The organism is Streptomyces sp. P9-2 (assembly GCF_051903975.1).
Taxonomy (GTDB): domain Bacteria; phylum Actinomycetota; class Actinomycetes; order Streptomycetales; family Streptomycetaceae; genus Streptomyces; species Streptomyces cellulosae.
In genome coordinates this window covers 2,624,674-2,645,362 of the sequence record NZ_CP192633.1, presented here as the reverse complement: position 1 = coordinate 2,645,362, position 20,689 = coordinate 2,624,674, and the positions used below count along the sequence as shown (strand labels likewise).

Sequence of the window (20,689 nt, the reverse complement as noted above, 5' to 3'; positions counted from 1 at the left end):
GGGCGGTCAGCCCCGCCGGACCTCGTAGAGGAAGCAGCCGTACTCCACGGCCCGTACGTGCAGCAGCGCCACGGCCGGGTCGGCGAACGCCTCGCGCAGGGCGGGCGCGAAGTCCTCCGGCGACTCGACCAGCCGTCCGCCGAGGATGCGCCCGTCGGCCGAGTAGCGGCGCAGGACGCGGTGCGCCGAGGTGAAGGGCAGCCCGTCGCCCTCCGGACCCGCGCACTCCTCCGCGTGGACGAAGACGGGGCCCTGTTCGTCGTACGCGCCGGGGTCGACGCCCGTCTCGGCCGCCCAGCGGCGCAGGGGCGCGTAGCTCACGAGGGCGATCCGCTCCCCCGGGCGGCTGCGGCGCAGACAGCAGCGGAGCGGGGCGCCGCCCTCGTCGTCGGTGACGGGGACGGCCGGACGTCCGGCGTCGTCACGGGCGAGCAGCTCCTTCACGACCTGCGGCGGAACGGCCCGTACCAGCGATGTGTGGGTGCTCATGCCCCCACCTTCGCCCGCCCCTCTCCTCGCCCGCTGGCGGCAATCGGACGTCGAGCCCGACGCGTCCCCCTTTCGACACAGGGGTATCCCCATGCCTGCGGTCTCGTCATCGCGTGATGCCGACCGCGCGTGGAAGGATGGCGCAACCCACACATATCGAGGAGATGACCGCGTGCCTGGCACAAACCTGACTCGCGAAGAGGCGCAGCAGCGGGCGAAGCTGCTGACCGTTGACTCGTACGAGATCGAACTGGATCTCTCCGGCGCGCAGGAGGGGGGCACCTACCGCTCCGTGACCACGGTGCGCTTCGACGTCGCCGAGGACGGCGCGGAGTCCTTCATCGACCTGGTGGCCCCGACCGTCCACGAGGTCACCCTGAACGGTGACGCGCTGGACCCCGCCGAGGTCTTCGCGGACTCGCGCATCGCCCTGCCCGGCCTGCTGAAGGGCCGCAACGTGCTGCGGGTGAGCGCCGACTGCGCGTACACCAACACGGGTGAGGGCCTGCACCGCTTCGTCGACCCGGTGGACGACCAGGCGTACCTGTACACGCAGTTCGAGGTGCCGGACGCCCGCCGGGTGTTCGCGAGCTTCGAGCAGCCGGACCTCAAGGCGACGTTCCAGTTCACGGTGAAGGCGCCGGAGGGCTGGACGGTCATCTCCAACTCCCCCACGCCGGAGCCGAAGGACAACGTGTGGGAGTTCGCGCCCACCCCGCGCCTGTCGACGTACGTCACGGCGCTGATCGCCGGCCCGTACCACTCGGTGCACAGCGTGTACGAGAAAAACGGCCGCTCGGTGCCGCTCGGCATCTACTGCCGGCCGTCGCTCGCCGAGTACCTCGACGCGGACGCCATCTTCGACGTGACCCGGCAGGGCTTCGACTGGTTCCAGGAGAAGTTCGACTACGCCTACCCGTTCGAGAAGTACGACCAGCTGTTCGTGCCCGAGTTCAACGCGGGCGCGATGGAGAACGCGGGCGCGGTCACCATCCGCGACCAGTACGTGTTCCGTTCGAAGGTGACGGACGCGGCGTACGAGGTGCGCGCGGCCACGATCCTGCACGAGCTGGCGCACATGTGGTTCGGCGACCTGGTCACCATGGAGTGGTGGAACGACCTGTGGCTGAACGAGTCGTTCGCCACCTTCGCGGAGGCCGCCTGCCAGGCCGACGCGCCGGGCTCCAAGTGGCCGCACTCGTGGACGACGTTCGCGAACCAGATGAAGACCTGGGCCTACCGCCAGGACCAGCTGCCGTCCACGCACCCGATCATGGCGGACATCCGCGACCTGGACGACGTGCTCGTCAACTTCGACGGCATCACGTACGCCAAGGGCGCCTCCGTGCTGAAGCAGCTCGTCGCCTACGTGGGTGAGGACGAGTTCTTCCGGGGCGTGCAGGCGTACTTCAAGCGCCACGCGTACGGCAACACGCGCCTGTCCGACCTGCTGGGCGCCCTGGAGGAGACCTCCGGGCGTGATCTCAAGACCTGGTCGAAGAAGTGGCTGGAGACGGCCGGCATCAACGTCCTGCGTCCCGAGATCGAGACGGACGACGCCGGCGTCATCACGTCCTTCGCCGTCCGCCAGGAGGCCCCGGCGCTCCCGGCCGGCGCGAAGGGCGAGCCGACGCTGCGCCCGCACCGCATCGCGATCGGCCTGTACGACCTGGACGAGGCGACCGGCAAGCTGGTCCGCGGCGACAGGGTGGAGCTGGACGTCGACGGCGAGCTGACCGCCGTGCCACAGCTCGTGGGCAAGCGCCGCCCGGCGGTGATCCTGCTCAACGACGACGACCTGTCGTATGCCAAGGTCCGCCTGGACGAGCAGTCCCTCGCCGTCGTCACCGAGCACCTGGGCGACTTCGAGTCGTCGCTGCCGCGCGCGCTGTGCTGGGCGTCCGCCTGGGACATGACCCGCGACGGGGAACTGCCCGCCCGCGACTACCTGTCGCTGGTGCTGTCGGGCATCGGCAAGGAGTCCGACATCGGTGTCGTGCAGTCGCTGCACCGGCAGGTGAAGCTGGCCCTCGACCTGTACGCCGACCCGGCCGCCCGCGAGGCGCTGCTGGCCCGCTGGACCGACGCCACGCTGGCGCACCTGCGGTCGGCCGAGCCGGGCAGCGACCACCAGCTGGCGTGGGCGCGCGCGTTCGCGGCGACGGCCCGCACCCCGGAGCAGCTGGACCTGCTGGAGGCGCTGCTGGCCGGCACGCAGACCGTGGAGGGCCTGGCCGTCGACACCGAGCTGCGCTGGACGTTCGTGCAGCGGCTGGCGGCGGTGGGCCGGTTCGACGAGGCGGAGATCGCCGCCGAGTACGAGCGGGACAAGACGGCGGCGGGCGAACGCCACGCGGCCACCGCGCGGGCGGCCCGCCCGACGGAGGAGGCCAAGGCGGAGGCGTGGGCCTCCGTCGTCGAGTCCGACAAGCTGCCGAACGCGGTCCAGGAGGCCGTCATCGCCGGCTTCGTCCAGACCGACCAGCGGGAGCTGCTGGCGCCGTACACGGACAAGTACTTCGAGGCGCTGGCGGACGTCTGGGCGTCCCGCTCGCACGAGATGGCCCAGCAGATCGCGGTCGGCCTCTACCCGGGCATCCAGGTCTCCCGCGAGACCCTCGACAAGACGGACGCCTGGCTGTCCTCGGCCGAGCCCAACGCGGCCCTGCGCCGCCTGGTCACGGAATCCCGCGCGGGCGTGGAACGCGCACTGCGCGCGCAGGCGGCGGACGCGGCGGCGACGTCGGCGTAACACGCGGTTGTGAGGGGCGCCCGGTTTCGGCCGGGCGCCCCTCCTCTCATGTCACGTCCGGCCGGACGGGGACTCGCGCTGGTGCGGGCCTGTGCCGACGTCTGGGGCCGGCAGCCGCTGACCCGGGACGGTGACCGGGGCAAGGTCGTCTGGTGGGAGCTGGGGGCGGACCGGCCGGGCTGACGGTGTCTTCAGCTGGCCCGCCACCGTCGCGCCGAAGGCCAGGGCCATCCCCGCCAGTTGCAGCGCCGTCAGGCTTTCGTCCAGGAGCGCCCAGCCCAGTACCGCCGCGGTCAGCGGGGACAGCGGGCCGAGGAGTGTGGCCTGGGTCGCGGTGAGGCGGCCGATGCCGCGGAACCACAGGACGTACGCGAGCGCCGTGTTGACCAGGGCCAGGTACGCGTAGCCGCCGGCCGCGCCGGCGTCCAGGGCGGGCGGGGCGCCCTCGATCAGGAAGGCGAGCGGGGCGATCAGCAGACCCCCCGCCGTCAGTTGCCACCCCGTGAGCGCGAGCGGGCCGACCCCCTCGGGCCGGCCCCACTTCTGCGTCAGCACCGTGCCAGCGGCCATCGACGCCGTGGACGCGAACGCCGCCGCGACGCCCAGCGCGTCCAGCGCCCCCGCCGCCCTCAGCACCACCATGCTCACGCCGAGCGCGGCGACGGTCCCGGCCAGGACGTCCCGGAGCGCGGGCCGCCGCCCCAGCAGCAGCGCCGACAGACCCAGCACCAGCAGCGGGCCCACGGAGCCGACGACCGCCGCCAGCCCGCCCGGCAACCGGTACGCGGCGAGGAACAGGAGGGGGAAGAAGGCGCCGATGTTCAGCGCGCCCAGCACCCCCGCCTTCCACCACCAGGCGCCGCGCGGCAGCACCCGGGCGGCCGCGAGGAGCAGCAGCCCGGCGGGCAGGGCGCGGACCAGGGCCGTGAACAGGGGGCGTTCCGGCGGCAGAAGCTCGGTGGTGACGACGTACGTGGTGCCCCAGGAGACGGGGGCGAGGGCGGTGAGCGCGACGACGGCGGCGCGACGGTGCGCGGACATGAGCACCCCTTCCAGTGAGCGAGCAGCAACTAGCTTAGCTCTAAGCTAGTTATGCGCAAGCTACTTTCTTGCGGGCAACCCCTTCCGCGCGGATACTCCCCGCTATGAGTGCACGCCCCGAGCCGCGCCGCGCGGACCCCGTCGACGCAATCCTTGAGCAGTGGGCCCGGGTGCGGCCCGACCTGGACACCGCCGGGATGGAGGTCTTCGGGCGCATCTACCGGCTGGCGCGCGCCATGGGCGACCGGCACGAGCAGGTGTACGCGCCGTTCGGGATCTCCCGGGGCGAGTTCGACGTCCTCGCCACCCTGCGCCGCGCCGGGGAGCCGTACACCCTCTCCCCCCGGCAGCTCTCGGCCACCCTGATGCTCACCACCGGCGGGATGACGGGCCGGCTCGACAAGCTGGAGCGCGCGGGACTGCTGCGCCGCTCCCCCGACCCGCACGACCGGCGCGGGCTCCAGGTCACGCTGACCGAGAAGGGGCTGCGGCTGATCGACGAGGCGGTGGTCGCGGGCGCCGCCGAGCAGTCGCGGGCGCTGGCCGCCCTGGGCCCCGAGCGGTCGGCACAGCTCGCGGACCTGCTGCGGGACCTGCTGCTCGCCACCGAGCGATAGACGTCCACACACGCCGAAAGGCGCCGGCGTGGTGCCGGCGCCCTTCGGAAAAGCGCGTGTGCGGACCGCTCGGGCGAGCGGGCCGGGTGTCAGGCCTTGGCGTCCGCCTTGGTCCGGACGTTGGAGCTCGTCGGGTCCTTCTTCTGGTGGGACTTGTCGGCCACCATCACCAGACCGGCGATGACCACGAAGAGCCCGATCGGGAGCAGGACGTAGAGGCCCAGCGTCTCGATGACGCTCAGGCCCGTGCCGGGGTCGTCGCCGTCGTCGCGGTTGAGCGCGAGCGCGGGGGACGACATGAGCAGCATCATCAGCGTCGTACCGGCTGCCAGGGCGCCGGCGCGCAGGGCGTTCTTCTTGTCCACGGTCCCCAAAGTATCGAACGCGGTCGGGGGCCGCGCGCCCGGGGTGTCCAACGGGCGCGCGGGCCGGTCAGGAACCGGGCGGGGCGGGCCGACCGGAACGCGCCGGGGTGTCGGCGCGCAGCACGTCGGTCAGCCTCCGCAGCCGGGGGGACGCGGCCAGGTCCTCCAGGGTCACGGGGCGGGCCGACCGGAACCCGGCGGGGTGTCGGCGCGCAGCACGTCGGTCAGCCTCCGCAGCCGGGGGGACGCGGCCAGGTCCTCCAGGGTCACGGGGTGCCCCTCGGCGTCCGCGACGGGCAGCCGCCAGTTCGGGTACTCGTCCCAGGTGCCGGGCAGGTTCTGCGGGCGCCGGTCCCCGACCCCGTCGGGCAGCCACACGCCGACCATGCGGGCGGGGGTGCGCAGCAGATAGCGGTACACCGCCTGGATCCCGGCCTCCTCACGGGAGGCGCTGGAGCCACCCTCCTCCGTCGCCGGCAGCAGCCCCAGCCCTTCCAGCCGCTCCAGCCACTCCCCCACGTCCGCCGCGGCCTCCGCCCGCTCCTCGGCGAGCGGGCGGGTGAGCAGGCCCAGCCGGTCGCGCAGCTCCACGTGCTCGCCGGTGAGGCGGGCCGCGGTGGACGGCAGGTCGTGGGTGGTGGCCGTGGCCAGGCAGTCGGCGCGCCAGCGCTCCGGCGGCAGCGGGCGGCGGTCGCCCTCCCAGTCCCGCTCGAACCACAGCACCGACGTCCCGTACACCCCCCGTTCGCGCAGCGCCTCGCGCACCCCGGGCTCGACCGTGCCGAGGTCCTCGCCGATCACCAGGGACCCGGCGCGCGACGCCTCCAGGACGAGCACCGCGAGCATGGCCTCGGCGTCGTAGCGGACGTACGTGCCCTCCGTCGGCGGGAGGCCCTCGGGCACCCACCAGAGGCGGAACAGGCCCATCACATGGTCGATGCGCAGGGCGCCCGCGTACCGGAAGAGGCCCCGCAGCAGGTCGCGGAAGGGCGCGTACCCGCTTTCGGCGAGACGGTCGGGGCGCCAGGGCGGCAGCCCCCAGTCCTGGCCGCGCGCGTTGAAGGCGTCCGGGGGCGCGCCGACGGACATGCCCGGCGCGAAGTGGTCCTGCTGCGCCCAGGCGTCCGCGCCGGTGGGATGCACGCCGACGGCCAGGTCGTGCACGATCCCCACGCCCATCCCGGCCTCCCGCGCGGCCCGCTGGGCGGCGGTGAGCTGGGCGTCGGTGAGCCAGACGAGCCAGGAGTGGAAGTCGACGCGGTCCCGCAGCTCCTCGCGGGCGCGGGCGGTCTCCGCCGAGCGCGGGTCGCGCAGCGGGGCGGGCCAGCGGCGCCAGTCGGGGCCGTGCGCCTCGGCGAGCGCGTACCAGGTGGCGTGGTCCTCCAGGGCCTGCCCCTGCCCGGCGCGGAAGGCGTCCAGGGCGGCGGCGCGGCCGGGGCCGAGCGGGACCGTCCGCACCAGTTCGAGGGCCTCGCGCTTGGCCTCCCACACGGCGTCCCGGTCGATCAGCTCGCCCTTGCCGAGCACCGCCTCGCGCAGCCGCGCCGCCCGCTCTAGGAGGGCGTGCAGCCGCTCGCGGTCCTCGACGTACGCGAACTCGGGCACGGCCTCGACCCGCAGGTGCACGGGGTCGGGGAAGCGACGCGAGGAGGGGCGGTACGGGGACGGGTCCGTCGGGGGCCCGGGGACGGCCGCGTGCAGCGGGTTCACCTGCACGAACCCGGCGCCCAGCGCGTGGCCGGCCCATGCGGCCAGCTCGCCGAGGTCGGCGAGGTCGCCCATGCCCCAGGAGCGGCGGGAGAGCAGGGAGTACAGCTGCACCAGCAGCCCGTACGAGCGGCCCTCGACCGCGGGCAGCCGGGGCGGCGAGACGATCAGACGGGCGCGGGCGGTGCGCCCGTCGGGGGCGGTGGCGGTGAGCAGGTGCACGCCGGGCGGGAGGTCCTCCGCGGAGGCGCGCGTGCCGCCGTCCTCGGTGCGGATCTCCAGCCGGGCGTCCTCGGGCAGCGCGGTGAGCGCCTCGGGCGGGCGGGCGCCCCATGCGACGACGGTGGGCGGCAGCAGCCGCTCGGCGATCTCCTGTTCGCGCACGGCCAGGGCGGCGCGGACGGCCTCGTCGGTGGTCGCGTCGACGCCCAGGGCGGCCAGGGCGCGCGTGACGGCGGCGGCCGAGGCCGGGACCGTCGTGTCCGGGGAGGGGCGGTAGGAGGTGGCGACACCGTGCAGGGCGGCGAGCCGGGACAGCGCCTCGGAGGGGGTCCCGTCCGGCCGTGGCGCGGTCACGCTAGGGCTCCGGGGAGTACTGGGCCGGGAAGGAGTCGAGGCCCGCGGAGCCCGAGGGGTCGGAGAAGGCGTCGGACTCGCTGGTCAGCGGGGTGGCGTCGGCGAGCGGCGGTTCGCTGGTGAGGGGTTCGGCGTCGGGCAGCGGGGGTTCACTGGTCAGGGGCGCCTCGGCGCCGGTGCCCTCGGCGCTGAGGAAGCAGTCGTGCGGGTCGCAGGCGGAGTGCTCCACCTCGGGCGCGGAGTGCTCCGCCACGGGTTTGGACAGGACCGGGGGAAAGACGTATGCCGCTGCGGTCACCAAGGGCCTCCTCGTCGTGCCGGGCGTGCGGGTCATCTCGCAGCCCTACCCAGTGGACGCGAGCGCAGACGCACAAAGTCGTCCAACGTGAACCTGGTCACATTCTCTTCCTTCACTCTCACCCCCCAGGGGGACAAATGCGCCACAACACCCCCTCTGATTGACACGTTCACTCCAGGAGTGGTGGGCTCGGGGGCGTCTCGGTAACGGAATGGACACGGCCGCCGGTCGTAGGCCGGCCGGTCCCGGGGGATCAGGAGGGGCCTCGTGCAGCTGTGGCGTGGCAGAACGGCGTCCGCGCGGGGGACCGCACTCGCACTCGCCGTGCTCGCCGGATCCCTGGGCCTCGCCCCCGCCGCGACGGCCGCGCCCGCGCCCGATCCGGCCCGGTCGCCCGGCGCCGACCCGGCCGGGAAGGCCACCGCGGACGTCCCCAGCATCTGGCCGCGCCCGCACTCCCTGCGCGCGAACGGCGCCCCGGTCCGGGTGACCGAGGAGGTCGCCCTGGTCGCGGAGCGGGGTGCGGACCCGTACGCCGTGGAGGCGCTGAAGGACGTCCTGCGGGAGGCCGGCGCGCTCCGGTTCACCGACCCCGGCGCACCGGTGCCCGAGGGGGCGCTCGTGGTGCGCGCGGGCAGCGAACGCGCCCCCGCCGACCCCCGTCACGCCCTCCCGGCGGGCGGCTACGCCCTCACCTCCGGCGACGGCTCGGTGACCCTGACCGGCGCGGACGGCGAGGGCCTCTTCCACGCCGTGCAGACCCTGCGCCGCCTGGTCCGCGCGGACGGCACGATCGCCGCCGCCGTCGTACGGGACTGGCCCGCCACCGCCGTACGCGGCATCACCGAGGGCTTCTACGGCACCCCCTGGACGCACCGGCAGCGGCTCGGCCAGCTCGACTTCATGGGCCGCGCCAAGCTGAACCGCTACCTCTACGCGCCCGGCGACGACCTGTACCGGCAGGCCCGCTGGCGCGAGCCCTACCCGGCCGAGCTGCGCGCGGAGTTCCGCGAGCTGGCCGAGCGGGCCGCACGCAACCACGTCACCCTCGGCTGGGCCGTCGCGCCCGGCCAGGCGATGTGCCTCTCCTCCGACGACGACCTGCGGGCGCTGACCCGCAAGCTGGACGCGATGTGGGCGCTGGGCTTCCGCGCCTTCCAGGTGCAGTTCCAGGACGTCAGCTACAGCGAGTGGCACTGCGGGGCGGATGCCGAGCGGTTCGGCTCCGGCCCTGAGGCGGCCGCCCGCGCCCAGGCCCGCGTGGCCAACGCGGTCGCCCGGCATCTGAGGCAGCGGCACGCGGGCGCCCCGGCGCTGTCCCTGATGCCCACCGAGTACTACGAGGACGGCTCGACCGCGTACCGGCGGGCGCTCGCGCGGGAGCTGGACGACGGCGTCGAGGTGGCGTGGACCGGCGTCGGCGTGGTGCCCCGCACCATCACGGGCCGTCAGCTGGCGGAGGCGCGCGAGGTGTTCGCCCACCCGCTGGTGACGATGGACAACTACCCGGTCAACGACTACGCGCCCGGGCGGCTGTTCCTCGGCCCCTACCAGGGCCGGGAGCCCGCCGTGGCCGCCGGTTCCGCCGCGCTGCTCGCCAACGCGATGGAACAGCCCGAGGCGTCCCGCATCCCCCTCTTCACGGCCGCCGACTTCGCCTGGAACCCGCGCGAGTACCGCCCCCAGGAGTCCTGGCGGGCCGCGATCGCCGACCTGGCCGACGGTGACAGGCGGCGCGAGAAGGCGCTGACCGCACTCGCCCGCAACACCGCCTCCTCGGTGCTCGGTGGCACGGACGCGGCCTATCTGCGGCCGCTGATCGAGGAGTTCTGGCGCACCCGGCCCGGCGCGCGCGGCGAGGGCGACTCGGCGGCGGCCGGGAGGCTGCGCGCCGCCTTCACCGACCTGCGCGAGCTGCCCGGCCGGCTGTCCGGCACCTCCCTCTCCGACGAGGTCACCCCCTGGACCGGGCACCTCGCCCGCTACGGCGAGGCGGGCACGGCGGCGCTGGACATGCTGCGCGCCCAGCAGACCGGGGACGCGGGGGACGCCTGGGCCGCCCACCGTCGGCTGGAGGCGCTGCGCACGGAGCTGACGTCGGCGGGGGTGACGGTCGCCGAGGGCGTGCTCGACCCGTTCCTGAACCGGGCACGCACGGCGTACGAGAGCTGGGCGGGCATCGCGCAGGCCCCCGACGGGAGCGAGGGCGGCTCGCTGCGGCTGGAGCGGGCCCGGGTGCTGGACACCGTGACGGTGCTGACCGAGCCGGGCACCACGGGGTCCGTGGAGGTGCGGACGGAGACCGGGGCGTGGCGGAGGATCGGTGCGCTGGACGCGGCGGGCGCCACCGAACTGCGCGCCGGCGAGCGGCCGGTGGACGCGGTCCGGGTCGTGGACGCGGACCCGGGGGCGGTGCGGCACGTGGTGCCGTGGTTCGCCGATGTGCCGGACGCCGTGGTGGAGCTGCCCGGCGACCGCGCCGCCGCCGACATCGGCCGCACCCGCACGGTGACGGTCACCCTGGGCTCGGCCCGCCCCGAGGACGTACGGGACCGGCTGACCGTGGACGCGCCGGAGGGCGTCGAGGTGCGGGTGCCGAAGGAGCCGCTGTCCGTGCCGCGCGGGACGCCGGTGCGGGTGCCGGTCGAGGTGACCGTGAGGCCGGGCACGCCGACCCGCTCCTACGACGTCCGCCTCGGCTTCGGCGGCGCGGCCCGCACGCTGACCGTGGACGCGGTGCCGCCCGTCGCCGGCACCGACGTGGCCCGTACCGGCCGCGCGGAGTCCTCGGCGGACGAGACGCCCGACTTCCCGGCGTCGGCGGCCAACGACGGGGACGCGCAGACGCGTTGGTCGTCGCCGGCCGAGGACGACGCGTGGTGGCAGGTGGAGCTGGACCGCCCGGTACGGCTGGGCAAGGTCGACCTGCACTGGCAGGACGCGCACGCCTCGGCGTACCGCGTGGAGGTCTCCGAGGACGGCCGCGCCTGGCGCACGGCTGCGGAGGTCCGTGACAGCCGCGGCGGCCACGAGACGGTCCGCATGGACGAGCCGGACGTCCGCCACATCCGCGTCCAGGGCGAACAGCGGGCCACGCGGTACGGGTACTCGCTGTGGTCGGTGGAGGCGTACGCGGTCGCGGACTGAGCGCGCGGGAGCCGGGGCACGTGCGCCCCGGCTCGTTTCTCCCCCGGCCTGCCTGGCCGGGCAGCGGCGGCCGGCCTGCTCGCCGCGCTGGTGGTGGCCCGGATGGACGGGCACACCTCGGCGTGGACCTGGGCGGGGGTCGCGGCCGTCACGCTGGGGATGCCCGTGCCGGGCGCGCCGGCCGCCGTGCTCGTCCTGCGCCGGGTGGAGGCCTCACCGCTCGGCACGGTCCGCCGGGTGCGGGCGGGCACGCGGCCGAAGGTGATGGCGTTCGGGCTGGTCGCGCTGTTCCTGGTCGTGCTGTTCCTGGTCGTGCTGTTCCTGGTCGTGCTGTTCCTGTCGTACGTGAGCCTGGACTCGGGGCGCGGCGGCTTCTCCACGGCGCCCGCGCTGATCGTGTGGGCCCTCGCCCTGACCGGGGCGGGTGCCGTGTGGCTGGTGGGCGCGGCGGCCCGGCTGACCGGCCGGCTGCTGGCCGCCCGCACGGGGAGCCCGGCGCGACCGGCTGCCCGCGCCGCCGCCGGCCGACCGCCGGGCGGGGATCCGGCGCCCCGGCGTGACCCCCTACCGCCTGGCCTCCCCTCAGGCCGAGATCCCGTCGATCCGCGCCAGCGCGTCGTCCGCCCCGTACGGCTGGAGGTACGGCAGCCAGCGCGGATCGCGGTGGCCCGTGCCGATGATGCGCCAGGCCAGGCCCGTCGGCGGGGCGGGCTTGTGGCGCAGGCGCCAGCCCAGTTCGAAGAGGTGACGGTCGGCCTTCACGTGGTTGCAGCGGCGGCAGGACGCCACCACGTTGTCCCAGACGTGCTTGCCCCCGCGGCTGCGCGGGATGACATGGTCGACGCTGGTGGCGACGCCACCGCAGTACATGCACCGGCCCCCGTCACGGGCGAACAGCGCCCTGCGGGTGAGTGGCACGGGCCCCCGGTAGGGAACCCGCACGAAACGCTTGAGCCGGACCACGCTGGGTGCGGGGACGGTGACGGTCGCGCTGTGCAGATAGGCGCCGGTCTCCTCGAGGCAGACTGCCTTGTTCTCGAGGACGAGCACGAGCGCGCGGCGGAGCGGTACGACGCCGAGGGGCTCGTACGACGCGTTGAGGACCAGGACATGCGGCACGGACGGCCTCCTTGTACGCCGGCGGCGCGTGGCTCGCGCCGGGACGATCCGTAGTCAGTTTCCCCTCATGCCTGGTGAACGCGCCACCATGTCCCGGTAACGGGCTGGGAGTGTTTTCGACCACACCCCGATACATCCCCAGGAACATGGCCTGTTCAAGCGCAGGTGAGCGCGGTCTCTTCTTCACACGCCCCGCCCATCCCCCCACAATGCCCCGTTAGTGTGGTGGTTCCGTCCCCACCGGTGACCTGTTCGTGATCCCGCCGGTCTTGACGCCCGCACCGGGGACGGTCGTGCACCTGGAGGTACCCGCCGTGTCCTTGTCCGCCGCCCTGTCGGCCGCCGACCCCTCACCCACCCCCGCGGAGTCGGGGACCCCACGGGTCCCCTCGCTCCAGGACGCCCAGGAGAGCGCCACGAGCGCCGCCGGCTGGGTCGAGGAGAACTGGTCGACGTGGCTCGCCATCGGGCTGCGGGTGCTGCTCATCCTGGTGATCGCCGCGGTGCTGCGCGTGCTCGTGCGACGGGCCATCACCAAGCTGGTCGACCGCATGTCCCGCACCGGCCAGGCCCTGGAGGGCGGCGGTCTCGGCGGCCTGCTGGTCAACGCCGAGCGGCGCCGGCAGCGGTCCATGGCGATCGGCTCGGTGCTGCGCTCGGTCGCGTCGTTCCTGATCATGGGCACGGCCGCGCTGATGGTGCTGGGCACCTTCCAGATCAACCTCGCGCCGCTGCTGGCGTCGGCCGGTGTGGCCGGTGTGGCGATCGGTTTCGGTGCCCGCAACCTGGTCACGGACTTCCTCTCCGGCGTCTTCATGATCCTGGAGGACCAGTACGGCGTCGGCGACACCGTCGACGCGGGCGTGGCCACCGGTGAGGTGATCGAGGTCGGCCTGCGGGTGACGAAGCTGCGCGGCGCCGACGGCGAGATCTGGTACGTCCGCAACGGCGAGGTCAAGCGCATAGGGAACCTCTCGCAGGGCTGGGCGACCGCCAACGTGGACGTCACGGTCCGCGCCGACGAGGACCTGGACCGGGTCAAGGCCGTGCTCAGCGAGGTGGCCGAGCGGACCAGCAAGGAGGAGCCCTGGAACGAGCTCCTGTGGAGCCCGGTCGAGGTGCTCGGCCTGGACTCGGTGCTGCTGGACTCGATGGTGGTCCGGGTCTCCGCGAAGACGATGCCCGGCAAGTCGCTCACCGTGGAGCGGGAGCTGCGCTGGCGCATCAAGCGCGCCTTCGACGCGAACGGCATCCGCATCGTCGGCGGCGCCACGGCCACGGAGGACGCCCCGGCCGCGGATCCGACAGCCGGTGTGGCCGCGCCGTCCGCGTACGCCAGCTCGGTGTCCCCGCAGTCGATGGCCGCGTCCCCGCTGCCGGGCCCGAGCACCACGAAGTAGCCGCAGGGACCGCCGAGGGGCGGCGCCCGGGACCTCCCGGACGCCGCCCCTTCCGCATGCCCGAGGGCACCCCTTGACGCCCCCTCCGCACCGGGCCTACCTTCCTCCCATCCGACAGGAAACTTTCCTAATAGTTTCCTCAGGGGACCGCCCCGGGATGGACGTCCCCCGCGGCCCGCTGAGAAGCTGTGCAGTCGACGAAGGGCAGGTGGCGCACCCCATGGCAGGAACAGCCGGAACGCCGGGCACCCCGCGCGTCCTGCGTGCCATGAACGACCGCGCCGCCCTGGACCTCCTGCTGGAGCACGGCCCGCTGTCCCGCACCCGGATAGGCAAGCTCACCGGCCTGTCCAAGCCGACCGCGTCCCAGCTCCTGGCCCGCCTGGAGGCGGCCGGACTGGTCCTCGCCACCGGCACCACCGAGGGCCGCCCGGGCCCGGGCGCCCAGCTCTACGCCGTGAACCCGGCCGCCGCGTACGCCGCAGCACTGGACGTGAACCCGTACCGGATCCGCGCGGCCGTCGCCGATGTCACCGGCCGCACCGTCGGCCACCACGAACTGCCCACCCCCGGCCGCCGCCCCGCCGTGCCGGTCGTCCAGCAGGTCACCGAGGCCCTGGACGGCGCGGTGAAGGCGGCGGGCCTGACCCGCGCGGACATCCACCGCACGGTGATCGGCACCCCCGGCGCGTTCGACCCGAACACCGGCCGCCTGCGCTACGCCTCCCACCTGCCCGGCTGGCACTCCCCCACGCTGCTGGACGAGCTGGCGGCGGCCCTGCCGATGCCGTGCGAGTACGAGAACGACGTCAACCTGGTCGCCCTCGCCGAACAGCGGCTGGGCGCGGCCCGCGACCACGGCGACTTCGTGCTGCTGTGGAATCAGGAGGGCCTGGGCGCGGCCCTGGTCCTGGGCGGCCGGCTGCACCGCGGCTTCACCGGCGGCGCCGGCGAGGTCGGCTTCCTGCCCGTGCCGGGCACCCCGCTGGTCCGCCAGGTCACCAAGGCCAACAGCGGCGGCTTCCAGGAGCTGGCCGGCGCCCAGGCGATACCCCGCCTCGCCCGCGAGCTGGGCGTCGAGGACATTCCCGAAGGCCCGTACGCCGAGGTCGCGGCGGCACTACTGGAACGCTCCGCGGCCCGCCCGGCCGAGGAGCCGCACCGCACGCTCCTGCACACCTACGCCACCCGTCTGGCGACCGGCCTGGCCTCCCTGGTCTCCGTCCTCGACCCCGCGCTCGTCGTGCTGAGCGGCACCGCCCTCACCGCGGGGGGCGAGCCACTGCGCGACCTGGTCCGGTCCGAGCTGGCGGAACTGGCCGCCTCCCGCCCGCGCCTCGTCCTCGCGGGCGTCCGTGAACACCCCGTGCTGCGCGGCGCACTGGAGAGCGCGCTCGCGACGACCCGCGACGCGGTCTTCGACACCTCGCGCTGACCCCGGCTTCCCCACCCGACCACACCACCCCGGCCCTCCAGGGAGCTTCGCTGTGCCCGGAATATCCAGAAAAGCGATGTTCGCTCTGGTCACCGCCGCCTCGCCGCCCTGCTCACCACCGCCGCACCGGCCAGTCCGGTTCCGGCGCGACCGACGCCCCGGACGCGGGGACGACCCTCACCTTCCGGCACGGCTGGAGCGCGCCCTCCGAGGTGAAGGCGGTCCAGCAGTGATCGACCGCTTCGAGAAGGCGCACCCCGACATCGAGGTGAAGGCCGTCGGCAACATCACCGACGACAAGCTCAACCAGGCGCTGCGCGCGGGCGGTTCGAACCGTGCCGAACCACCACGGTTACGGCCCGGAGTCCTTCAAGAGCGTCCACCACACCGACTGGAACCTCACCATGGCCGCGACCGTTCTGGTCATGGCCCCCGTCATCCTCGTGTTCTTCTTCGCCCAGAAGGCGTTCGTCGAGGGCGTCACCCTCACCGGAGTCAAGGGACAACGCGCATGAAACTCACCGTGGTCGGCGGAGGCTCGACCTACACCCCCGAACTCATCGACGGCTTCGCACGGCTGAGGGACGTCCTCCCCATCACGGAGCTGGTCCTCACCGACCCGGCCACCGACCGCCTGGACCTGATCGGCCCCCTCTCCCGCCGCATCTTCGCCCGCTTGGGCCACCCGGGCCGCATCACCACGACCACCGACCTGGACGCGGCGGTCGAGGGCGCGGACGCGGTCCTCCTCCAACTCCGCGTGGGCGGCCAGGCGGCGCGCCTCCAGGACGAGACGTGGCCCCTGGAATGCGGCTGCGTGGGCCAGGAAACCACCGGCGCGGGCGGCCTGGCCAAGGCGCTGCGCACGGTCCCGGTCGTCCTGGACATCGCCGACCGGGTCCGCCGTACCAACCCGGACGCGTGGATCATCGACTTCACCAACCCGGTGGGCATCGTGACCCGCGCCCTGCTCAAGGAGGGCCACAAGGCCCTGGGCCTGTGCAACGTGGCGATCGGCCTCCAACGCAAGTTCGCGGCGCTCCTGAACGTGGACCCCGCCGAGGTCCACCTGGACCACGTAGGCCTCAACCACCTCACGTGGGAGACGGCGGTCCACGTGAACAACGAGAACGTCCTGCCCCGCCTCCTGTCGGACCACGGCGAGAAGATCGCCGCGGACCTCCGCCTCCCCCTCCCCGTCCTCACCACGCTGGGTGTGATCCCCTCCTACTACCTCCGCTACTTCTACGCGCACGACGAAGTAGTGCGGGAGATGCGCACCAAGCCCTCCCGGGCAGCCGAAGTGGCCCGCATGGAGAAGGAACTCCTCACCCTCTACGCGGACCCGACCCTCGACGAGAAGCCGGCGCTCCTCGCCGAGCGGGGCGGCGCGTACTACTCGGAAGCGGCCGTGGACCTGGCAGCGGCCCTCCTCCGCAACGCGGGCTCGCAGCACCAGGTGGTCAACACCCTCAACAACGGCACGCTTCCCTTCCTCCCGGACGACGCGGTGATCGAAGTCCCCGCCGCGGTCACCGCCAAGGGCGCGACCCCCCTGCCCGTGAACGACCTCGATCCGCTCCTCACGGGCCTGATGGCGAACGTGACGGCGTACGAGGACCTGGCCCTGGAAGCAGCCCTGCACGGCGGCCGGGACCGGGTCTTCCGCGCCCTGCTGGCCCACCCGCTGATCGGCCAGTACGCGTACGCGGACCGCCTGACCGACGACCTGATCGCGCACAACCGGGAGCACCTCACATGGGCCTGACCGCAGCCGTCCTCGCCGTCGACGCGGGCAACAGCAAGACGGACGTGGCGGTGATCTCCCCGGACGGCAGGGTGCTGTCGACGGCCGGAGGAGGAGGCTTCCGCCCGCCCGCGGACGGCATGGACAAGGCAATGGCAGCCCTGGCCGGCCCCGTCACCGAGGCCCTGCGCACAGCAGGCGCCCCGAAGGTCACCCACGTCTCGGCCTGCCTGGCGAACGCGGACCTCCCGGTCGAGGAGGAGGAACTCACGGAGGCCATCGCGTCCCGCGCCTGGTCGGAGTCCGTGACGGTCCGCAACGACACGTTCGCCATCCTCCGCGCGGGCGTCTCGGAACCCCGCGGGGTGGCGGTCGTCTGCGGCGCGGGCATCAACTGTGTGGGCATGCGCCCCGACGGCCGTACCGCACGCTTCCCGGCCCTGGGCCGCTTCTCGGGCGACTGGGGCGGCGGCTGGGCCCTGGCCGAGGAGGCCCTGTACCACGCGGCCCGCGCGGCGGACGGCCGAGGCGAGCCGACCGCCCTGGCCACCACCCTCCCCGCCCACTACGGCGTCCCCGACATGCCCGCCCTGATCGAGGCCCTGCACCTCAACCGCATCCCGCACCGCCGCCGCCACGAGGCGACACCGGTCCTCTTCGCCACCGCATCGCAGGGCGACCCCACGGCCCGCAGCGTCATCGACCACCAGGCCGCCGAGATAGCCACGATGGCCACGGTCGCCCTCACCCGCCTGGACCTCCTCACCGAAGAGACCCCGGTCCTCCTGGGAGGGAGCGTCCTGGCAGCGAACCACCCCCTCCTCACGGAAGGCATCCGCACCCGCCTCTCCGCCGCAGCCCCCAAGGCCGTACCGCACGTGGTGACGGCGCGCCCGGTCCTGGGGGCGGCCCTCCTCGGCCTGGACGACGTAGAAGCCCCACCGGAGGCACACGACCGCCTGCGCGCGCACTTCACGTAACGGGGATGCCGCGTACGGCGGGAAGGGGACGGGGTGGGGGTGGGGGGTGCCCGCCCGCAGCGGCTGGCGCGTCCGCGCCCCGCACTGCCCGATCAGCACCATCGCGCCAGACCGAGGACGGGCACCCCCACCGCGGCCCCGACCCCCACCCCACCGTGGGCGCTACAGCAACCCCCACCGGACAGAACGATGCGCCGCAGGCATGCGACCCCAGCCCCCACGCACGGGCACAACGTCCCGGAACCGAACGGATTTCCCGGGCGTGTTCCTGGGCAGGGTGGGGTGCGGCGGCCGGAACTTCCGGCCATCACCCTGCAATGGGATCAAGATCGTGCCAAGGCCGGTGCGGATGTCGCGCCCGACGGCGATACTTGCCGCGGAGGATGACCACGGGGGAGGTCAGATGACACACACACCGAACACGGGCGCACCACCGACGCTGCCCGCGATCCCACCCCAGCAGCCGTCCCCCACGGCCCTCGGCAGCACCACCCCCGCACCGGCCTCACCCCCCGCGCCCCCCGCACCCCCCATCCCCCGCCGTACAGCCTTCGCCGAGGGCGTCGACCAACTCCGCCACGCCGCCACCACGGAACCAGGCCGCCTCCGGATCATCGGCGCGGTCCTGGCCGCACTCGTCGTCGCCTTCGGCGCGGTCACGGCCTGGCAGATGACCGACCGAGCGGCAGCAGCAGACGCGGTCCTCACGAGCAGCCAGCCCCTCACCTCGGACGCCGCCGACATCTACCGCTCCCTCGCGGACGCGAACACCGCCGCGAGCAGCGGCTTCCTGGCAGGCGGCCAGGAGTCGGCGGCCACCCGGGACCGCTACGAGCGCGACATCGCGACGGCCGCGGCCAAACTGGTGAACGCGGCTGCGAACGCAGCGCCCGACTCCCCCTCCACAGAGACGATCACCGAGCTCAACCGCCTCCTCCCCGAGTACAAGGGCCTGGTCGAGCGCGCCCGCACGTACAACCGCCAGGGCTACCCCGTAGGCGGCGCCTACCTGCGTTACGCCAACGAGAAGATGCAGCAGGAGATGCTGCCGGCCGCCCAGGACCTGTACACCAAGGAGAACGAACGCCTCCGCGCGGACTACGCGGACGCGACCCCGTACCCCTGGATCGCGATCGCCCTGGGCCTGGCCACCCTCGCGGCCCTGGCCTGGATGCAGCGCCGCACGTACCTCCGCACGAACCGCGTCCTGAACCACGGCCTGGTGACGGCGACAACAGCCACCACCATCGTGCTCCTCTGGCTGACGGCCGGCCACACCCTGGCCCGCAGCCACCTCGACGACTCCTACGACCACGGCGTCCGGTCCCTCGCCGTCCTCCACGACGCCCGCATCGCCTCCCTCAAGGCCCGAGGCAACGAGAACCTCACCTTGGTCGCCCGCGGCGCGGAAACGGTCAAGGCCGGCGACAAGACCCTCGACGCCTACGACCACGATTTCACCCGTGACATCGACACCCTCGCCAAGGGCCTGGCCCACGCCCAGCGCCTCGCGGACGACGACACCGGCGAGAAGCCGGTCACCGCGGCCGTGGGCAACATGACGGAGTGGAAGAAGCGTCACGCGGCCGCCCGCGAGCAGGACGAGAACGGCAACTACCAGCAGGCACTGGACATGGTGATCGGCGCGAAGGGCGCGACGGGCGAGTGCTTCGACGCGGTCGACAAGAACCTGGCGACGGCGCTGAAGCACGAGGAGGCGGAGTTCGCGACGGCGGCAGGCGACGGCCGGGACGCGCTGACGGGCCTGCCGACGGGCGCGGCGGTCCTCGCCGTGCTGGGCGCGACGGGCGCGGTGCTGGGCATCGGCCGCAGGCTCTCGGAGTACCGATGAATCCCCGTAGCCGACGAGGGACGACGAAGCCGAAGGGGGCGATCACGTTGCACGCACGACACCTGCGGGCCCGCCTGAAGGGCTGGGGCGGGGTGGGCGCGATGGCGGCGGCCTGCGCCCTCGCCATCGTGTTCGCCCTCGCCGTGACCTGCACGGGCTCGGTCGCGTCACAGGCGGCCGACCCCCACCGCGCGGGCGACCGCACGACCCAGGCCCACACGGCGGACGCCCCCCGCGCGGCGGACGACTGCGAGGCCCCCGAGAAGCAGACCCTGTCCCCGTCCCGCGCCGACGGCCCGACGATCACGGCGATCAAGAACCGCCCGGGCGAGAAGCGCAAGCTGATCGTCGGCGTGGACCAGAACAGCTACCGCTGGGGCTACCGCGACCCGAACAGCGGCGAGAGCGGCCGCCTGGAGGGCTTCGACATCGACCTGGTGCACCGCATCGCGGAGGACATCCTCGGCGACCCGGACGCGGTCCAGTTCAAGGCGATCCCGACGGACCAGCGCATCCCGGCGATCCAGGACGGCCGCGTGGACCTCGTGGTCCGCACGATGACGATCAACTGCTCACGCCTCAAGGACGTGGCGTTCTCCGCGCCGTACTTCAAGACGGGCCAGCAGGTGCTGGCGCCGAAGTCCAGCCCCATCACCGGCTACGACGAGACGCTCGCCAACCGCAAGGTCTGCACGGCGAAGGGCTCGACGGCGTACGCGAAGCTGGAGGAGGACCGCGGGAGCGGCGACCTGCCGGCGTCGACGGACATCTCCACGACCGTGCCGAACCAGCTCGACTGCCTGGTGCGGCTCCAGCTCGGCGAGGTGGACGCGGTCGTCAACGACGGCGCCCTCGCGGCGAGTCAGGCCGCGCAGGATCCGACGGTGGAGCTCAAGGGTGAGGCGTTCACGACCGAGTACTACGGCGTGGCGATGAAGAAGGACGCGGACGACCTGGTGCGCCGGGTCAACCAGATCCTGGTGGACTTCCGGCAGGACACCGCGACCGGCTGGCAGGCGTCGTACACGAAGTGGCTGTCCGCCACGATGGACGACGACCCGTCGGCTTCGAGGCCCCCGGCCGCCCCGGAGTATCTGCGCCGCAGCTGACCGCGTTCTGTGTCACCCACAACCGCACCGCACCGCACCAAACCGAATTCCCCCG

Annotated in this window: 15 protein-coding genes and 2 pseudogenes; 11 read left to right on the top strand and 6 right to left on the bottom strand. The window is 73.7% G+C overall.

The features are described from left to right. Positions 1-6: 6 nt before the first annotated feature. A complete protein-coding gene (locus ACQY0Z_RS12270) occupies positions 7-489 on the bottom strand; it encodes a DUF1203 domain-containing protein (protein ID WP_439812253.1) in 483 nt (160 codons plus the stop codon). Positions 490-661: 172 nt separating this feature from the next. Here ACQY0Z_RS12270 and pepN point away from each other — a divergent pair, with 172 nt between their 5' ends. Further along, positions 662-3,241, top strand: a complete 2,580-nt coding sequence (gene pepN, locus ACQY0Z_RS12265) for an aminopeptidase N (RefSeq protein WP_254585526.1) — start codon at positions 662-664, stop codon at positions 3,239-3,241. A 51-nt stretch (positions 3,242-3,292) separates the two neighbouring features. Here the strand turns inward: pepN and ACQY0Z_RS12260 are convergent, their stop codons facing one another. Continuing rightward, positions 3,293-4,282: an EamA family transporter gene (locus ACQY0Z_RS12260; RefSeq protein WP_347226266.1), complete on the bottom strand. Its 990-nt coding sequence runs from the start codon at positions 4,280-4,282 to the stop codon at positions 3,293-3,295. A 104-nt stretch (positions 4,283-4,386) separates the two neighbouring features. On the opposite strand from ACQY0Z_RS12260, the gene ACQY0Z_RS12255 reads away from it, so the two are divergent. Beyond that, on the top strand, positions 4,387-4,899 hold the full coding sequence (locus ACQY0Z_RS12255; RefSeq protein WP_439812252.1) for a MarR family winged helix-turn-helix transcriptional regulator: 513 nt from the start codon (positions 4,387-4,389) through the stop codon (positions 4,897-4,899). Positions 4,900-4,988: 89 nt separating this feature from the next. On the opposite strand, the gene ACQY0Z_RS12250 is transcribed toward ACQY0Z_RS12255, so the two are convergent. The 3 genes from ACQY0Z_RS12250 to ACQY0Z_RS12240 form a co-directional block, all read right to left on the bottom strand. Beyond that, a complete protein-coding gene (locus ACQY0Z_RS12250) occupies positions 4,989-5,264 on the bottom strand; it encodes a hypothetical protein (RefSeq protein ID WP_019527624.1) in 276 nt (91 codons plus the stop codon). Positions 5,265-5,435: 171 nt separating this feature from the next. Then, positions 5,436-7,547: a 4-alpha-glucanotransferase gene (malQ, locus tag ACQY0Z_RS12245; protein ID WP_439812251.1), complete on the bottom strand. Its 2,112-nt coding sequence runs from the start codon at positions 7,545-7,547 to the stop codon at positions 5,436-5,438. 1 nt (position 7,548) lies between these two features. Further along, entirely contained in the window at positions 7,549-7,845 is a 297-nt protein-coding gene (locus ACQY0Z_RS12240; RefSeq protein ID WP_189905491.1) for a hypothetical protein, read from the bottom strand. 267 nt (positions 7,846-8,112) lie between these two features. On the opposite strand from ACQY0Z_RS12240, the gene ACQY0Z_RS12235 reads away from it, so the two are divergent. Beyond that, a complete protein-coding gene (locus ACQY0Z_RS12235) occupies positions 8,113-10,992 on the top strand; it encodes a beta-N-acetylglucosaminidase domain-containing protein (protein ID WP_439812250.1) in 2,880 nt (959 codons plus the stop codon). Positions 10,993-11,574: 582 nt separating this feature from the next. On the opposite strand, the gene ACQY0Z_RS12230 is transcribed toward ACQY0Z_RS12235, so the two are convergent. After that, entirely contained in the window at positions 11,575-12,111 is a 537-nt protein-coding gene (locus ACQY0Z_RS12230) for an HNH endonuclease (protein ID WP_006133642.1), read from the bottom strand. A gap of 314 nt (positions 12,112-12,425) precedes the next feature. Between ACQY0Z_RS12230 and ACQY0Z_RS12225 the strand changes: the two genes are divergently transcribed. The 8 genes and pseudogenes from ACQY0Z_RS12225 to ACQY0Z_RS12190 all read left to right on the top strand — a co-directional run bounded on the left by ACQY0Z_RS12225 (position 12,426) and on the right by ACQY0Z_RS12190 (position 20,634). Next, positions 12,426-13,511: a mechanosensitive ion channel family protein gene (locus ACQY0Z_RS12225; protein WP_254585522.1), complete on the top strand. Its 1,086-nt coding sequence runs from the start codon at positions 12,426-12,428 to the stop codon at positions 13,509-13,511. Positions 13,512-13,731: 220 nt separating this feature from the next. Then, a complete protein-coding gene (locus ACQY0Z_RS12220; protein ID WP_189905497.1) occupies positions 13,732-14,946 on the top strand; it encodes an ROK family transcriptional regulator in 1,215 nt (404 codons plus the stop codon). A gap of 76 nt (positions 14,947-15,022) precedes the next feature. Then, positions 15,023-15,280: pseudogene (locus ACQY0Z_RS12215) on the top strand (ABC transporter substrate-binding protein); the annotation flags it as partial. A 19-nt stretch (positions 15,281-15,299) separates the two neighbouring features. Then, a pseudogene (locus ACQY0Z_RS12210) lies at positions 15,300-15,461 on the top strand (carbohydrate ABC transporter permease); the annotation flags it as partial. Further along, positions 15,458-16,714 carry a 6-phospho-beta-glucosidase gene (locus ACQY0Z_RS12205; protein WP_254585548.1) on the top strand — a complete coding sequence of 419 codons (1,257 nt, stop codon included), beginning with the start codon at positions 15,458-15,460 and terminating at the stop codon, positions 16,712-16,714. The pseudogene ACQY0Z_RS12210 and the gene ACQY0Z_RS12205, both read left to right, overlap by 4 nt. Further along, positions 16,705-17,673: an N-acetylglucosamine kinase gene (locus tag ACQY0Z_RS12200; RefSeq protein ID WP_439812249.1), complete on the top strand. Its 969-nt coding sequence runs from the start codon at positions 16,705-16,707 to the stop codon at positions 17,671-17,673. The genes ACQY0Z_RS12205 and ACQY0Z_RS12200 overlap by 10 nt, the downstream gene beginning before the upstream one ends. Before the next feature lie 403 nt (positions 17,674-18,076). Beyond that, positions 18,077-19,525, top strand: a complete 1,449-nt coding sequence (locus ACQY0Z_RS12195) for a hypothetical protein (protein ID WP_347226262.1) — start codon at positions 18,077-18,079, stop codon at positions 19,523-19,525. A 47-nt stretch (positions 19,526-19,572) separates the two neighbouring features. After that, positions 19,573-20,634, top strand: a complete 1,062-nt coding sequence (locus tag ACQY0Z_RS12190) for a glutamate ABC transporter substrate-binding protein (RefSeq protein ID WP_439812248.1) — start codon at positions 19,573-19,575, stop codon at positions 20,632-20,634. Positions 20,635-20,689 lie beyond the last annotated feature (55 nt).

Bases quoted from the DNA above. Each gene is read 5' to 3' on its own strand.
- ACQY0Z_RS12270 (WP_439812253.1), bottom strand. From the start codon at position 489: ATGAGCACCCACACATCGCTGGTACGGGCCGTTCCGCCGCAGGTCGTG.
- ACQY0Z_RS12260 (WP_347226266.1), bottom strand. From the start codon at position 4,282: ATGTCCGCGCACCGTCGCGCCGCCGTCGTCGCGCTCACCGCCCTCGCC.
- ACQY0Z_RS12255 (WP_439812252.1), top strand. From the start codon at position 4,387: ATGAGTGCACGCCCCGAGCCGCGCCGCGCGGACCCCGTCGACGCAATC.
- ACQY0Z_RS12220 (WP_189905497.1), top strand. From the start codon at position 13,732: ATGGCAGGAACAGCCGGAACGCCGGGCACCCCGCGCGTCCTGCGTGCC.
- ACQY0Z_RS12205 (WP_254585548.1), top strand. From the start codon at position 15,458: ATGAAACTCACCGTGGTCGGCGGAGGCTCGACCTACACCCCCGAACTC.
- ACQY0Z_RS12200 (WP_439812249.1), top strand. From the start codon at position 16,705: ATGGGCCTGACCGCAGCCGTCCTCGCCGTCGACGCGGGCAACAGCAAG.
- ACQY0Z_RS12195 (WP_347226262.1), top strand. From the start codon at position 18,077: ATGACACACACACCGAACACGGGCGCACCACCGACGCTGCCCGCGATC.